We start from the raw sequence: 15,362 nt of genomic DNA, 5'->3' as shown, positions 1-15,362 counted from the left end.
CCTGGGACGTTTTCAGCGTGCGGCGAAGGTCTCCAGGATCCCGAGGAGGCCCGCTGTGTCCGAGAGGTCCGGAAGCACGACGGATGCGCCGGCAGCGGCCAGTTCTTCCCGGCTGTGGATGCCCGAGGCGACCGCGATGATCCCCGAGCCAGTTGCGAGGGCCGCCTCGACGTCCCGGGGCGTGTCACCCACGAGCACGACGTGCACGTCATCCCGTACGTCGCGCAGCCGGTGGGCGCGCTCTCGGGCGACAGCCACAAGATCGGGACGCTGGACGGCATCGGCCCCGTAGGCGCCGACAGGCAGATCCAGTAGCGGGTCGAGGTCGAAGGCCGACAGTTTCACACGGGCGTTGGCCGCGATGTTGCCGGTCAGAACCGAGGACACCCAACCATCCTGCGCCGAGACGGCCTTGAGCGCATCCCGGACTCCCGGCAGAGTCGTCCCGCGCCTGCGGAGATCGCCGAATCGCTCCTCTCCGGCGCGGGCTAGGGCGGTCTCGGTGGCAGTCCAATCCGGCTCGGGCAGGCCGTGCCGGAGGAACAGGTCGCGCATGATCAGACGATCCGTACGGCCCTCCGTCCGCGGTGCCCCGCTCGGCTGGACCCCCACCAGCGCCGAAAACGCGGCGGCATAGGTCTCCTTGCTCACCCCTGCGTTGTCGATGAGCGTGTGGTCGATATCCCACAGGACGATGAGCTGCATACCGCCAGCGTAAGCATCCTGTCGCACCGTCAGTTTCATCGGAACGTCCCGAAACGTCCTTGCCCGGCCGCGTCCACCTCGGCTTGTATAGCCTCCGTGAACGAGCGACTTCACTCCGTACTCGCCCAGCGCGGCCTCTTACCCGAATCGCTTGCCGAAGCCTGCGAGGTGGACCCCAAGACCGTCAGCCGCTGGCTCGGCGGGCGCGTGCCCCACCCGCGGCACCGCTTCCGCGTCGCCCAGCACCTTCGCGTGGAGGAGACGTTCCTCTGGCCGACCCCTCAACGGCCCACCGGACGGCAGGTCGAATCCGGCACAGAGCTCGTCGGCACCTACCAGAACCGGGCCAGCGTCCCCCGGGACATGTGGCTCTCCCTGCTGCAAGGTGCCCAGGAGCAGATCAACGTGCTCGTCTTCTCCGGCACCTTCTTCGCCCAGTCCAACCCGCACGTCGCCAAGATGCTCACCGAGCGGGCGGCAGCCGGCGTACAGGTGCGCCTGTGCTTCGGAGACGCGAACGGCCAGGCAGCCGCCATCCGGGGCCGTGAAGAAGGCATCGGCGACACCCTCGCCGCCAAGATCCGCGCTTCGCTCACCTACTACCGCCCGCTGCTGCCCGAGGCAGGATGCGAGGTGCGGCTCCACGACACCACGCTCTACAACTCCCTCTTCCGCTACGACGACAACCTGCTGGTCAACCCACATGTCTGGGGCCAGCCCGCCAGCGCCAATCCCTTACTCCACCTCAAGAGAGTTGATACCACCGGCTGGTTCGACAACTACGCTCAAAGCTTCGACGCAGTCTGGGCCGGCGCACGGCACTGGATGCCCGACCAGGAGGGGACCGCCGCAGATGGGCAGGACTGAGTACTACAACGACCCCGGCGCCCCCAAGGCCAACACCCTCATCCCCGCCAGCAACCTGCTCGTCGTCAACGACAGCGGCGCCATCCTGCTCCAGCGCCGCCGCGACACCGGACAGTGGGCCCTCCCCGGCGGCGCCCAGGACATCGGCGAGACTGCCGCACAGTGTGCGGTACGCGAATGCCTGGAGGAAACCGGCATCGTCGCCGAGATCAACGGCTTCCTCGGGGTCTACACCAACCCCAATCACATCGTCGCCTACACCGACGGTGAGATCCGCCAGCAGTACGAAAACACCTACATCGGCCGCCCGGTCGGCGGCGAGCCCACCATCAACGACGAAGCCGACGGCGTCCGCTTCATCCAGCCCACCGACCTCGACCAGTACGACATCCACCCCAGCATGCGCCAGCAGATTGGCGACTACCTCGCCGGCACCTACCCCTACCTCGGCTGAGCCTCCAACGCCGCCTCCACCCGCTCCACCGCGGTGAAGATCTCCGGCGACGCCCGACGAATGAACCGCCCCACCACACTCTCAGCCCCGTAGCGGCCCACGATCTCCGCCACCCTCTCCTCGGCAGTGGTCCGCTCTCCGTCAGGCGTCGTCGTCATGTCGCAATAGACCAGCGCGTCCACCAGCCGCGGCTCCTCCAGCAACGGGAACTCTGCTTCCAGCACCTCCACCAGCGCACGCTCCTCAGCCTCCAGCAGTGCGAACGAATGGTTCGCGACCAGCCGCACCAACCGCTCATCAGCACGGTGTTCATCCCGAAGGAACCGGGCGCCGTCGAGCGGATGGAAGCCAGTCGCCGCCAGCCGCGGCGCGTAGCCGACGTCGTGCAGCACGGCGGCCGAAACCAGAAGATCGGCGTCATCACCCAGGACCCGCGCGAGGGCGGCCGCACGCTGTGCGACTCCTTCCGAGTGTGCCCACCGACGAGGAAGCGGACCGCTCAGCTCCGCCTCGGCCACCCGTCGCGCCCAGCCGACCAGTGCTCTGCTCATGATCCTGTCCATGCCCCAACACAGCTCCGCGCAGTCCGCGACGTACACCTGGGCGCGTCCGGTGAGCCTGAATAGGGAAGTCCGCGAATCCGCCGGTATGGCTCCCAGCAACGAACGCAGCTGCCTGCGCCCTCTCACCGGTCCCGCCCCGGCGGCCGTCGCCTTTTACTGGTCGGGGCAGCTGAAGACGCAGGGCTATGGCGGCCACCCGACGAAGGTCTACGTCCATCGTCGACAGCGACTGCCTGGCTCAACGATGCTGGCTTCACCGTCGAGGCACACAGGACTCTCACCTCAGCCGAGAGCATGCTCGGGGGAATCCTTCTCGCACGCCGCCGGCTTGATACCCAGCAGGGACCCTCATCTGGTAAGTCGCCGGAGGCAGATGAGAGTGCTGGCCATGCCGGCGAAGGCAAGGAAGTGGTCGGCCTTGCGTTCGTAGCCGCGGTGGAGTCGACGGCAGCCAGCGAGCCAGGCGTGCCCTGTGCGCAGGTGGCAAGCTTGTCGAACGATCCGAAGATCAGCTCCGACCCTAAGTAGCCCAGGGAACCCGACACGGCACCCGCGGCACCCGCGGCACCGAGAATCCCGAGGAAAGGCGAGCAAAGTGAAGATCATTGTGGACGACCTCTCCGGCCCGGAGATCGCCGAGTTTCTCGACGAGCACGTCCAGCAGATGCGGTCCATCACGCCTCTGGAGAGCAAGCACGCTCTCGATCTCGACGGGCTCCGCAAGCCCGAGATCACGTTCTGGTCAGTCATGGACGGTGACAGACTGGTGGGCTGCGGCGCGATCAAGAGACTGGATGCGGGTCACGCGGAGCTGAAGTCGATGCGCACGAGGCCAACGCGTAAGCGCAGCGGAATCGCTTCCCTGCTGCTGGAGCACATCATCACCGAGGCCAAGCGCATCGGGTACACACGGCTGAGCCTCGAGACCGGCTCGGCCGATTTCTTCCTGCCCGCCAGAAAGCTGTACGAGAAGTTCGGCTTCGTGCACTGCGAGCCGTTTGCGGGCTACCAGCCCGACCCGAGCAGTAGGTTCATGACGAAGATTCTCTAAAGGATCTCGACTCCTGCGCGCCCTCTTCGCTGAGTGGCTCGCGCGCGTCCAGCGCTCGAGCTGAACCGAAACATGCTCGGCCCAGATCAGCATGGTTGCCGGGTTGAGCGCGGGTGGAATGTAGTGCCAGCACCGTCGGCGACCGGTCCAGGGCTACGGCGAGTCACCCAGCAGCGGCGTCGCTCAAGCCACGTGACAGCCGATCCACAAGTCTTGACTATTCCTCATGCGCCGGCCTGCGGGCCATGAAAGGGTGACCACCCCGCGACTATCAACGACCAAGCCGTTCTTCGACATCTGAGAACAACGGAGGTGGGAGGCCTACAGTCTGTCCTCGTGCACTACCGAAGCCGCCAGCGAGGTTGAGCCGCTCTGGCTTTAGGCGAAGGCGTCTCACGGACCAGGTGGTAGAGGTTCTCGAAGTACGCTTGCCAGCGCTTAGGGTCAACCCCTGAAGGTGTTCTCATGGCTCTCTCGGCCTGGACGAGGGGCTCTAATTTCTCCCAGCTCAACACTACAGACACTCCGAGATATCCGGAGACCGGTTCAACATCGACAACGTTGTGGGTCACCAGTGCACCCAGATTGTCGTAGAACCAAGCAAGTTCTCGGACGAGTTTTTGCTTGTCTTCCGGAAGGGCCGCTAACCCCTGGGAAAGATCGTATTTCGAGAGGTCTTTGTAGACGAAGTCTCGGGCCTCAGCGAGGCGATCGCTACGGTGATCGCTGAAGAAGTTGACGAGCACAGGCAGTGTGTTTGAGTGACGGGCAAGCATCTCCCGTCGGTAGGAGAAGAAGACTGAGACGCCGACAGCCACGATCGACAAGATGAGAGCCACTACGTTCAAGCCAAGCCTCCGGTAGCCGACTTAGGAGCGTGGGCCACGCTACGGCTTTGGCCGACACCGCGGCCAGCGTTGTCAGGGAGCCCGCCCCGCGCTCCCTACGAGATCTGCCGGGCCGTCCGTTGGGCAGTCGCAGGATGACCAACAAAAAGCCTGATGCCCACTCCCCCAGCTGGTCAGTAACGCGCCGGCACCCGGAGCCCAGGCTGGCGCCCGGCACATCAGATCTTGGACGCGTGATACCTCACTCGCTGCTCCCTGCTCGGGGAGCCACAGGGGGAGCCACACAGGGAGCCACCGCAGCCAACACGAGGCGGCCTTCCCTGGACGACTACGGACGATGACCCGCCTTCACCAGGGGGCAGGCTCCCTCAGCGCTGCCGCTTCCTGAGCCCCCTCTTAGCGCCTCCTTAAACGCAGCATAAGGATCGCCATCACCCCCTCCCAGCAGGCGATTTCAGCCTTCCGAGCGGCTAGCTTGCTGATCGCCGGAGCCAGTTCGAAGGCTCGGTGCCGTAGTCCTACGGGGGGCCGCGCCGCTCCTTCGAACACGGCTCTGGACCCCCCACACGCCGCTCTTGAAGGAGTACGTCACCATGACCGCTCGCCGCCGTAAGGTCACCACGGTCGCCGCCCTCGGCATCGCGCCGCTCGCGTTCGTCGGGCTCGCCGCCGCGCCGGCCGTTGCGCACGGGTCGATGACCGACCCGGTCAGCCGGGTGTCCGCCTGTTTCGCCGAGGGGCCGGAGAGCCCGGACTCCGCGGCGTGCAAGGCGGCGGTCGCGGCCAGCGGGACGCAGGCCTTCTACGACTGGAACGAAGTCAACATCGCCAACGCCGCCGGCAATCACAAGCAGCTGATCCCGGACGGCAAGCTGTGCAGCGCGGGACGGGACAAGTACAAGGGGCTCGATCTGCCGCGGGCCGACTGGCCGTCGTCCAAGCTCGCGTCCGGCAATCACACCTTCCACTACAAGGCGACCGCCCCGCACAAGGGCTCCTTCGAGCTGTACCTCACCAAGGACGGTTACGACCCGACGAGGCCGCTGAAGTGGTCGGACCTGGAGGAGAAGCCGTTCGCGAAGGTCACCAACCCCAAGCTGGTGAACGGTGAGTACGTCTTCGACGGCGCCGTCCCGAACAAGTCCGGGCGGCACCTGATCTACTCGATCTGGCAGCGTTCGGACTCGCCCGAGGCCTTCTACACCTGCTCCGACGTGGTCTTCGGCCAGGACAACGGCGGCGCCGGCTCCGCCGCCCCGACCGCGTCCGCCCCCTCCGAGAAGGAAATCGCGGACAGCGCGGACAAGTCCACCGTCGATCACAACGGGCATGGCGGGGATCACAGCACCAAGGCCGAGACTCCGGCCCCCGATGCCCCCAACGCTCCCGAGGTCAACAGCGCCTCCCAGCCCAGCGCCAGTACCGAGAACCTCGCCGAGACCGGCGGTGACAGCAACACCTCGTACATCGCCATCGGTGGTGCCGCCGCCCTCGCGCTCGGTGCCGCCGCGATGTTCGGTGCCGCCCGGCGCAAGGCGACGGTCAGCGGCCGTCGCAGCCGCTGACCGTCCACCAGGCACCGGCGTCAGCTGAAGACTGACGCGCAATTCGTCGGGGTGGCGTGCGCCGGATCAAGGGCGTTCGCCACCTCGTGGTATGCAATCCGGTCGAACAGCCCTATCGCCAGATGCTCCGACAGGTCGACCGAGCACAAATCCTGGAGGAGCACGTTCCGTACGTTCGGCCCCTCCAGGTACTGGGACCGCCACGGGGTCGCCACCTCGTCGTACTTTGTGGAGATGACGGTGTAGCGCACGCCGGGCACGGTGTCGCCGCCCGCGTTGAGTTTGGTCAGGAAGGCGGAGCCGGCCATCTGGTCGGCCAGCCCCGGAGTGGTGGCTTTGAGGAGGTCCTCCGCGCCCGGGAAGTACGGCAGCAGGTTGGCCAGTCCCGACAGGGTGGCCCCGTGGTTGTCGGGGGCCAGGCCGATCAGCGCGTTCACCTTGTCCGCGCCGCCCAGGAACTTGAGGTAGTAGCGCGGCATCAGGCCGCCCTGGGAGTGACCGACGAGATCCGCTTCGGACGCGCCGGTGGCGGCGAGCACCTCGTCGACATAGGTGTCGAGTTGCTCGGCCGACTTGTCGATCGGGCCGAGGCCGTTGAAGAAGGGCACGCCGGGGAGCTGCCCGTAGTCGAGGCTGAAGACGCAGTATCCGCGGTTCACCAAGTACGGGGCGAGTGCGAGCCAGTTGTCCACGGAGTTACCGAGGGTGCCGTGGACGAGGACGACGGGACGGGGATGGGCGGCGGAGGGCTTGCAGGAGTAGTTGTTCCAACCGCTGTGGGGTGCCGAGTCGACGGCCGATTCATTGGCTGAATCGGCCTGCGCGGCGACTGAGGGGGTGAGGGTGGCGCAGGCGGCCAACAGCAAGGCTGCGACCGGTCTGAGCGCACGCTTCCATGACAGCATCGAGCAATCTCCTTGCGGCTCAAGGGGAGTAGCGATGGCTGGATTGGCTTGGCGGTGCTCACGACAACTTACGCACGAGTAACCGTGGATTGGAAGTTACGTGTCGGTAAAAACTGAATACGTGTCAATAGCAGGTGCTACGTAAAGGCATGGCAGGCGTTACCGCGGGCCTTATGCCGCGAGTGAGCCCGGCACCACGGCCCCCGGCCCGAACCTCGCCCGCGCCCGGTCCGCCACCGCCTCGATCCTGCGCGCCCGTTCGTCCGCGGGGTCGAACGTCAGCTGCCGCGCCGCCCGTTCGGCAGATGTCAGATCCTCGGCGCGCAGCGCGAGGCTCCGTACCCGGGCCCGCTGCAGGCCCAGCGACTCATGGATCCGGTACGCGGTACTGGTGAGCGTCGCGGAGTGGGCGGTCGGCTCGCGCAGGGTGCGCGACCGCGTGGTCGTGGACCGGTCCGCGTACCGCACCGTGAGGGTCAGCGAACGGCACACCTGGCCTTCGCCGCGCATCCTCATCCCCAGTTCCTCGGCGATCGAGAGCAGTGCCCGGCGATGTCGTACGGGGTCCAGCTCATCGCGGCCGAAGGCCCGTTCGGCGGCTACCGAGCGTGCCGCGGCGTTCGGGACGACCGGCGTGCGGTCGATGCCGTGCGCCCGCTCCCACAGCTCGCGCCCGGCTCGCGCGCCGACGATCCGCTGGAGCACGGCGAGCGGCGCGGCAGCGACCTTGCCGATGGAGTCGAGCCCGTACGCGCACAGGGTGCGGGCCGTCGTCGCCCCCACCCCGTCCAGCGCGGCGACCGGTTTGTCGGCCAGGAATCCGGCCGCCCCGCCGTCCGTCACCACCAGGGTCGTGCCGGGTCCGGCCTCCCGTGCCGCCATCCTGGCCAGCATCGGGTTCGGCCCTGCCCCGATCGCGCACTCCACCCCGCAGTGGGCGAGCGCACGCACCCGCAGCAGCGAGCCGAGCTGAGCGGTATCCCGCCCGAAGTACCGCTCGGCGCCGCGCACATCGACCAGCGCGGCGTCCGGCGGGAGCGCCTGCACCACGGGGCTGATGTCCTCGGCCAGACCGAGCAGCGCGGGCAGCGCCGCCTCGACCCCGCCCGTCTCATGCATCGGGGCCGGCCGGAAGCGTACGTAGAGAATCATCCCGCGCTCCCCGGGCTCTGGTGCCACAACTTCCTTCCGGTGCCGCCCTGTTGCTCGCCGGCCGGCTGGAGGTCCGCCCAGGGGTTCAGCTCGTATCCCGTGGAGAGCTGGATACGGCGGCCGCTGTCGGCCGGGGCCGCCTCACTCGGCGCCTCCGCCAGCCGCGCCGCGACCGCGTCAAGACCGCCCGTACGCCGCAGCTCCACCAGCTCCGCCAGATTCCATGCCGCCGCGCCGACCACGCTGAGGCTGCGCGGCCCGCGCCGCTGCACCACCCCGCGTACCAGCAGCAGCCAGGAGTGGAAGACGGTGTGCGCGCACGCGGCGTGGCTGTCGTCGAAGAAGGCGAGGTCGACCAGGCCCGTGCCGTCGTCGAGCGTGGTGAAGATGACCCGCTTGCCGGACCGGATCGGCGGTGTCTGGGTGGCCGCCTTCGCGCCCGCGACCAGCACGGTCTCGCCGTGCTTCGCCGACCGCAGCCGCTGCGCGCTGTGCACGCCGAGCTCCGCCAGGAAGGCGTGATGATCGCTCATCAGATTGCGCGAGGCGTCCATGGAGAGGACACCCAGCTCGGCGCTGAGCCGTTCCGCTTCGTTCAGGTCGGGCAGTCCGATGGGAGAGGTCTTCCCCGCTTCACCCAGGGGGAGTTGGTTTCCGTATGCCCCGGCCCCCCGCTGCGTACGGTGCAACTCCGCGAGATGCAGCAGCAGATCGCGGCGGTTCGCGCCGAACGCGTCCAACGCGCCGACCTGGGCGAGCCGTTCGGCGACGGGCCGCCCCGGGCGGGCCCGTTGCCAGAAGTCGAGCAGCGAGGCGTACGGCTGCCCGGCTTCGATCCGGGCCGCCTCCGCCTCACTGATGCCGTACACATCGGCGAGTGCCAGCCGGATACCCCAATTATCAGACACCAGTTCGATACGGTGTCCGACCGCCGACCGGTTCACATCCAGCGGCAGCACCGGCACCCCGCGCCGCCGTGCGTCCGCCAGCAGCAACCGCTTCGGATACATCCCGGGGTCGTGCGTGAGCAGCCCGGCGTAGAAGGCCGCCGGGTGGTGCGCCTTGAGCCAGGCCGACTGATACGTCGGCACGGCGAAGGCCACCGCGTGCGCCTTGCAGAAGCCGTACGAGCCGAAGGCCTCGATGATCTCCCACGTGCGGGCGATGACTTCGGGCGCGTACCCCCTGGCCTCCGCGTGCTGTGCGAACCAGACCTTGATCTCCCCCTGCGACTCGGGGTGGGAGAGCCCGCGCCGCACCCGGTCGGCCTCGCCCCGGCCGCAGCCGGTCATGATGTTCACCATCTCGATGATCTGCTCATGGAAGACGACCACTCCGTACGTCTCCTTCAGCGGCCCCTCCAGGTCGGGATGCGGATAGCGGACGGGCGCCCGGCCGTGCCGGGCCTCGATGAACGGCCGCACCATGTCGGCCGCGACCGGCCCCGGCCTGAAGAGCGAGATGTCGACGACCAGATCGTCAAAAGTGGCGGGCTGCAGCCGGCCGACCAGGTCCCGCTGGCCCGGCGACTCGATCTGGAAACAGCCCAACGTCTCGGTGGACCGGATGAGTTGATACGTCGCCGGGTCGCCCGGCGGCACCTGCCGCGGGTCGTCGAGGTCGAGCTCCTGCCCGGTCGCACGCCGCAGCTCGGCGACCGCGTGCGCCATCGCCGACTGCATCCGCACCCCCAGGACGTCGAGCTTGAGCAGCCCGAGGTCCTCCACGTCGTCCTTGTCGAACTGCGACATGGGAAAGCCCTCGCCACTGGTGGGCATCACCGGCGTACGCGCAAGGAGCGTGGCGTCCGAGAGCAGCACCCCGCACGGATGCATGGCGACGCCGCGCGGCAGCGCGTCCAGCGCCTCGACCAGCTCCCACAGCCGTCCGTACTTGTCCCCTTCCCGCTGAGACTCCCCTGCCAGTTCGCGCAGTTCGGGCAGCTCCTCCAGGGCGGCGCGGGCGTCGCGGGCGCGGATGTGCGGGAACGACTTGGCGATCCGGTCGATCTCGGCCGGGTCCATGGAGAGCGCGGCGCCCACATCCCGTACCGCATGGCGCACCCGGTAGGTCTCGGGCATGGCGACGGTCGCGACCCGCTCCTCGCCGAAGCGGCCGATGATCGCGCGGTAGACCTCGAGACGGCGGGCGGACTCCACGTCGATGTCGATGTCGGGCAGCACGGAGCGGCGCGTGGAGAGGAAGCGCTCCATCAGCAGGCCCTGTTCGACGGGGTCGGCGTGCGCGATGCCGAGGAGATGGTTGACGAGCGAGCCGGCTCCGGAGCCCCGTGCCGCGACTCTGATGCCCATCTCCCGTACGTCGTCGACGACTTGAGCGACCGTCAGGAAGTACGAGGCGTAGCCCCAGTACGCGATGATGTCCAGCTCCCGGTGCATCCGCTCCCAGTACTCGCGGCGGCCGTCGTAGCCGCGCAGCACCATTCCGGCGGCGGCGCGGGAGGCAAGCACCCGCTGCGAGGTGCGCCGCCCGGCGCCGACCAGATGCGGCTCCGGGTAGTGGACGGTGCCGATCCCCAGATCGTCCTCGGGGTCGATCAGACACGCTGCCGCCGTCTCCTCCGTCATCGTGAGCAGCCGGTGCGCGGTGTCCCGGCGGAAGCCGGCGGCCTCGGCGACCCGCTCGGCGGTACGGGCCATCGCGGCCGGTTCCTTGAGCCAGCGCTCCCCGCTGTCGAGCCCCTTGCTCGGGTCGATCGGGACCAGGCGGCGAGCCGCGTCGAGGACGTCGGCGACCGGGCCCTGCCCCGGGTCGGCGTACCGGACGGCATTGGTCAGCACGGCCCGTACGCCCTGTTCGGCGGCGAAGCCGAGGGTGCGGGCGGCGTGCCGCAGCGAGCCGGGTCCGGTGCCCTTGAGGCCGTGGTGCACCACCTCGAGGCGCAGCCGGTCGCCGTAAATCTCTCGCCAGGGCACAAGCAGCGTGGCCGCGCGGTCGGGGCGTCCCGCGGTGAGCGCCCGGCCGATCTCGGACGCCGGCCCGAGCAGCACGGTCAGCCTCTCGCCGTGATTGTCGTCCCAGGGCAGCAGCGGGCCGCCGCCGTCGGTCGCATGGGCGGCGGTGACCAGTCGGCACAGCTCGGCCCAGCCCTCCCGGGATTCGGCGAGGAAGACCGTACGGGGAGCGGACTCGTCCACGAACGCCCCGCCGCGCACCGGGGTACGCCGCCGTTCGGTCGGCCCCTCCTCGCGGACCCGTTCCCCCACCGCGAGGTCGACGCCGAACAGCGGGCGCACCCCGGTCCGGGCACAGGCCTTCGCAAAGCGGACCGTGCCCGCGACGGTGTCGCGGTCGGTCAGCGCGAGGGCGTCCATGCCCCGCTCGGCGGCGCACTCGGCAAGCCGCTCCGGGTGCGATGCCCCGTACCGCAGGGAGAACCCGGAAACGGTGTGCAGATGCGTGAACCCGGGCACCTGCACCTCCTGGATCAGTCCGTCTCACCTCCCCCACCTCCACCATAGACCAAGTTTCGAACATTCGTGCGACACGTGTCCCATCAGCCATTCGGACCCCTCCCACCTGCGTAAACACCGGACGACACGGAGCGTGGGGCCCATGACCCAGTCAGCTGACAGCACACGCGGGCCTGGCAGTCCGCGTGATCCTCGTCAGGGCTTCCTCGCCGAGATCAAGGACGCCGTGAGCGTGCGGGCGGCCGTCCTGGTCATCGGGGTGCTGGCGCTCCAGCTCGCCTTCATCACGTCGTACCTCGGCGCCTTCCACAATCCGAAGCCGCACGAGATCCCGCTGGCCGTCGTGACACCCCGGACGGAGATCACAGATCAGGCCGTGCAGCGGCTCTCGGCACTGCCCGGCGATCCGCTCGACCCCCGCGCGGTGAAGGACGCGCAGACCGCGCTGCAGCAGATCAAGAACCGGGACGTGGACGGGGCGCTGATCGTCGATCCGCGGGGCGCCGCCGACAAACTGCTGGTTGCCGGCGCCTCGGGCGCCTCGCTCGCGCAGGCGCTCACCGCGGTCATCGTGCAGACGGAAAGGGCGCAGCAGCGCACCGTGGCCGTCGTGGACGTGGTCCCGAGCGCCAAGGGCGACGCCCGCGGACTCTCGTCGTTCTACCTGGTCATCGGCTGGTGCGTGGGCGGCTATCTGTGCGCGGCGAGCCTCGCGATCAGCGCGGGCGCCCGGCCCGCCAACACGGCGCGCGCCCTGATCAGACTGGGCGTGCTGCTGCTGTACTCCATCGCGGCCGGCCTGCTCGGCACGGTCATCGCGGGCCCCGTCCTCGACGCCCTGCCCGGCAGCGTGTGGGCTCTGTGGGGGCTCGGCTCACTGCTGGTCTTCGCGGTCGGGGCGATCACCCTCGGCCTCCAGGGCCTGGCGGGCGTCGTCGGCATCGGTCTGGCGATCCTGCTCGTGGTGGTTCTCGGCAACCCGAGCGCGGGCGGCGCGTATCCGTATCCGCTGCTGCCGACGTTCTGGCGGGCCGTCGGACCCGCGCTGCCGCCGGGCGCGGGCACCTTCACGGCACGCTCGATCGCGTACTTCAAGGGCAACGGCGCGGGCGGCCCGATGCTGGTGCTCGCCGCGTGGGCGGTGGGCGGGGCGCTGGTCACGCTGCTGTGCGGGCTGGTCCGCGGTCGCGGGCCGACGACGGTGGGGGCGGATGTGACGGTGGGGGGCGGGACCGCGGCGGGGCCGCTCGCGTGAGGCCGGGCCGCGCCTGCGGGGCCCCGGGGCTCCGCCCCAGACCTCGCTTTCGGGGGCTCCGCCCCCGTACCCGCCCCCTACGCCCTGTGGGCGTGGGGACCCCCAGCGCCTCAATCGCCGGCGGGGTGAGTCACCGGGTTCGTGGTGAGCGTGGGCCAGGGGGCGTTGGTGGTGCTGTCCGGTGGGTGGTTTCGCGGGCGAACCGCCACGGGCACCCGCCTCAATCGCCGGGCGGGTGGAAAGCCCGTCCGGCGATTGAGGACATGCGGCCGAAGGTCGCATACGGGGGTCTGGGGGCTTACCCCCAGTCAGCCGATTTCCGCGCCGAACGCCGACAGTGCCTCCGTCACCGGCTGGAAGAACGTCTCGCCGCCCGATGAGCAGTCGCCGCTGCCGCCCGAGGTCAGACCGATCGCCGTGTCGCCCGCGAAGAGCGAGCCGCCGCTGTCGCCCGGCTCTGCGCAGACCGTGGTCTGGATGAGGCCGTTGACGATGTCGCCGTTGCCGTAGTTCACGGTGGCGTCGAGCCCGGTGACCTCGCCGTCGTGCACCTGGGTGGTGGAGCCGCTGCGGGTCACCTTCATGCCGACGGTCGCCTCGCCCGCCTTGGTGATGGCCTGCGTGCTGCCGTTGTAGAGGTTGACCTCGCTGGGGTGCGCGACGTCCGAGGTGTACTTGACCAGACCGAAGTCGTTGTCCGGGAAGCTGGAGTCCGCGTTCTGGCCGATCTCCTTGCCGCTGCTGTCGGACCAGGTGGAGATCGACTCGGTGCAGTGCCCGGCCGTGATGAAGAACGGCTGGCCGTCCTTGACGACATTGAACCCGAGGGAACAGCGGCCGCTGCCGCCGGTGATGGCGTCGCCGCCCGCGATGAAGGGCTTGAACTCCCCGGCGGACTTCTTCAGTTCCGCCTTGTCGCCCAGGCCCTTGACCACCTGGCTGAGCTTGGTCAGCTGCGCGCCCTTGACCGTACGGTCGGCGGTGACGACGACCTTGTTGGTGACCGGGTCGACGGCCCACGAGGTGCCGGGGATGGTCGCCTTGGTGGTGAGGGTCTGCCGGGCGGTCTTCAGCTCGGCGAGGGTGTTCTCCACGATTCTCGCCTTGCCGCCCGCCTTGCGCACGGCCTGGGCCGCGGACTCGTCGAGGACGTTCACCACGAGAGTCTTGGCGTCGGCGTCGTAGTAGGTACCCGCCGCGTCGGCGCCCAGGTCCTTGTTCAGCGTGGAGGCAAGGTTCCCGGCCGCTATCGCCGACAGTGTCTTCGCGGTGAACTGCTCAGTGTTGTCACTGGCGTTCGCACTCTGGAATGTGACGCCCGCGGCGACCAGCGCGGCGACCGCGCCGCCCGCCATTGCCGCTTTCCTCTTGGGTATGCGTCGGTGCTTCAACATCGACCTCCTGTGGGGGCCGCGTCCGGACAAGTGGGGTGCCAGGACGCGGAGGATGAGCCGCCCACTATTCCGATACCGATCGGTAGCACACAAGGTCGACTTCAGGACGGGCACACGACAACGCGGTTGCGTTCACAGGCTCTTCACACGATGAGTTCGCACTGGTCGATTCCATCGGTTCCGTTTGCGAACACCGCGTGCCACTGCGTCATGGGCAGCGAGTAAGGACTAGTCCTGTCCTGTTTCCGTCTTTGCGGAACTGGAATCCGCAGGCGGCAGGGGCTGTTGCTGGGCCCGCTCCAGGAAGCGGAGCAGCTCCACCGGGAACGGCAGCACCAGCGTGGAGTTCTTCTCCGCCGCGACCGCGACCACGGTCTGCAGCAGCCGCAGTTGCAGGGCGGCGGGCTGCTCCGACATCTCCTTGGCGGCCTCGGCCAGCTTCTTCGACGCCTGCAGCTCCGCGTCCGCGTTGATGACCCGGGCCCGCCGCTCACGGTCCGCCTCGGCCTGCCGCGCCATCGACCGCTTCATCGTCTCCGGCAGGGACACGTCCTTGATCTCCACCCGGTCGATCTGCACGCCCCACCCGATCGCCGGACTGTCGATCATCAACTCCAGCCCCTGATTGAGCTTTTCACGGTTCGACAGCAGATCGTCCAGATCACTCTTGCCGATGATCGACCGCAGCGACGTCTGTGCCATCTGCGAGACCGCGAAGCGATAGTCCTCCACCTGCACGATGGCCTCGGAGGCATCCACGACCTTGAAGTAGATCACCGCATCCACACGGACCGTCACATTGTCCCGGGTTATGCCGTCCTGGGCCGGTACGGGCATGGTCACGATCTGCATATTGACTTTGCGGAGCCGGTCGACGAAGGGGACGACCAGCGTGAAACCCGGGCCGCGGACCGAGGACCTGAGCCTTCCGAGCCGGAAGACCACCCCTCGTTCGTACTGTTTGACCACCCGGGCCGCCGCCATCACATAGACGACTCCGGCAGACGCGACGAGTGCGCCGGCCGTCACCAGTGCCTCTACCATCACGGCCCCCTGGGGTGCGAGGTGGACGCGCATGCACGTGCCTCTTTCGAAGGTAACCCCCAAATGACGTCAAAGGGAGTCCCGGTCGGGGCCTCTGATGGGTAATCATCGAGTGGGCGGGGAAT

General features: G+C 68.6%; 13 protein-coding genes. 5 read left to right on the top strand and 8 right to left on the bottom strand.

All coding sequences use genetic code 11. The annotated features are described in order from the left end of the window. Window positions 1–12 precede the first annotated feature (12 nt). A complete protein-coding gene (locus tag OG729_RS31410; protein ID WP_405809274.1) occupies window positions 13–705 on the bottom strand; it encodes an HAD family hydrolase in 693 nt (230 codons plus the stop codon). 96 nt (window positions 706–801) lie between these two features. On the opposite strand from OG729_RS31410, the gene OG729_RS31405 reads away from it, so the two are divergent. After that, a complete protein-coding gene (locus OG729_RS31405) occupies window positions 802–1,572 on the top strand; it encodes a helix-turn-helix domain-containing protein (protein WP_405809272.1) in 771 nt (256 codons plus the stop codon). After that, a complete protein-coding gene (locus OG729_RS31400; RefSeq protein WP_360885138.1) occupies window positions 1,559–2,026 on the top strand; it encodes an NUDIX domain-containing protein in 468 nt (155 codons plus the stop codon). Before OG729_RS31405 ends, OG729_RS31400 begins: the two co-directional genes overlap by 14 nt. Here the strand turns inward: OG729_RS31400 and OG729_RS31395 are convergent. After that, window positions 2,014–2,577, bottom strand: a complete 564-nt coding sequence (locus OG729_RS31395; RefSeq protein ID WP_405809270.1) for an HD domain-containing protein — start codon at window positions 2,575–2,577, stop codon at window positions 2,014–2,016. The two genes, OG729_RS31400 and OG729_RS31395, sit on opposite strands and share 13 nt — an antisense overlap. A 607-nt stretch (window positions 2,578–3,184) precedes the next feature. Here OG729_RS31395 and OG729_RS31390 point away from each other — a divergent pair. Then, on the top strand, window positions 3,185–3,640 hold the full coding sequence (locus OG729_RS31390; protein WP_360885132.1) for a GNAT family N-acetyltransferase: 456 nt from the start codon (window positions 3,185–3,187) through the stop codon (window positions 3,638–3,640). A gap of 341 nt (window positions 3,641–3,981) precedes the next feature. On the opposite strand, the gene OG729_RS31385 is transcribed toward OG729_RS31390, so the two are convergent. Continuing rightward, window positions 3,982–4,458 (bottom strand): hypothetical protein, encoded by a 477-nt coding sequence (locus tag OG729_RS31385; protein ID WP_405809268.1) that lies wholly within the window; start codon window positions 4,456–4,458, stop codon window positions 3,982–3,984. Window positions 4,459–5,081: 623 nt separating this feature from the next. On the opposite strand from OG729_RS31385, the gene OG729_RS31380 reads away from it, so the two are divergent. Beyond that, window positions 5,082–6,053: a lytic polysaccharide monooxygenase gene (locus tag OG729_RS31380; RefSeq protein ID WP_405809266.1), complete on the top strand. Its 972-nt coding sequence runs from the start codon at window positions 5,082–5,084 to the stop codon at window positions 6,051–6,053. A gap of 20 nt (window positions 6,054–6,073) precedes the next feature. Here the strand turns inward: OG729_RS31380 and OG729_RS31375 are convergent, their stop codons facing one another. From OG729_RS31375 to OG729_RS31365, 3 genes are all read right to left on the bottom strand, one after another. Beyond that, the gene (locus OG729_RS31375) at window positions 6,074–6,958 is read right to left on the bottom strand and encodes a lipase family alpha/beta hydrolase (protein ID WP_405809265.1); all 885 of its coding nucleotides are present in this window, start codon (window positions 6,956–6,958) and stop codon (window positions 6,074–6,076) included. A gap of 171 nt (window positions 6,959–7,129) precedes the next feature. Next, window positions 7,130–8,110, bottom strand: coding sequence for a DNA polymerase thumb domain-containing protein (locus tag OG729_RS31370; RefSeq protein WP_405809263.1), 981 nt, complete (start codon window positions 8,108–8,110; stop codon window positions 7,130–7,132). Continuing rightward, a complete protein-coding gene (locus OG729_RS31365; protein ID WP_405809261.1) occupies window positions 8,107–11,544 on the bottom strand; it encodes a DNA polymerase III subunit alpha in 3,438 nt (1,145 codons plus the stop codon). Before OG729_RS31365 ends, OG729_RS31370 begins: the two co-directional genes overlap by 4 nt. Before the next feature lie 142 nt (window positions 11,545–11,686). Here OG729_RS31365 and OG729_RS31360 point away from each other — a divergent pair, with 142 nt between their 5' ends. Then, on the top strand, window positions 11,687–12,799 hold the full coding sequence (locus OG729_RS31360) for a DUF3533 domain-containing protein (protein WP_360882451.1): 1,113 nt from the start codon (window positions 11,687–11,689) through the stop codon (window positions 12,797–12,799). 308 nt (window positions 12,800–13,107) lie between these two features. Here the strand turns inward: OG729_RS31360 and OG729_RS31355 are convergent, their stop codons facing one another. Next, on the bottom strand, window positions 13,108–14,190 hold the full coding sequence (locus tag OG729_RS31355) for a S1 family peptidase (protein ID WP_405811355.1): 1,083 nt from the start codon (window positions 14,188–14,190) through the stop codon (window positions 13,108–13,110). A gap of 231 nt (window positions 14,191–14,421) precedes the next feature. After that, window positions 14,422–15,237, bottom strand: coding sequence for a slipin family protein (locus OG729_RS31350; protein WP_360885362.1), 816 nt, complete (start codon window positions 15,235–15,237; stop codon window positions 14,422–14,424). Window positions 15,238–15,362 lie beyond the last annotated feature (125 nt).

The sequence above is a fragment of the Streptomyces sp. NBC_00210 genome, assembly GCF_045160975.1.
Lineage (GTDB): Bacteria > Actinomycetota > Actinomycetes > Streptomycetales > Streptomycetaceae > Streptomyces.
Note: the sequence above shows the minus strand (reverse complement) of the source record. Positions and strands in the feature narration are given on the sequence as shown.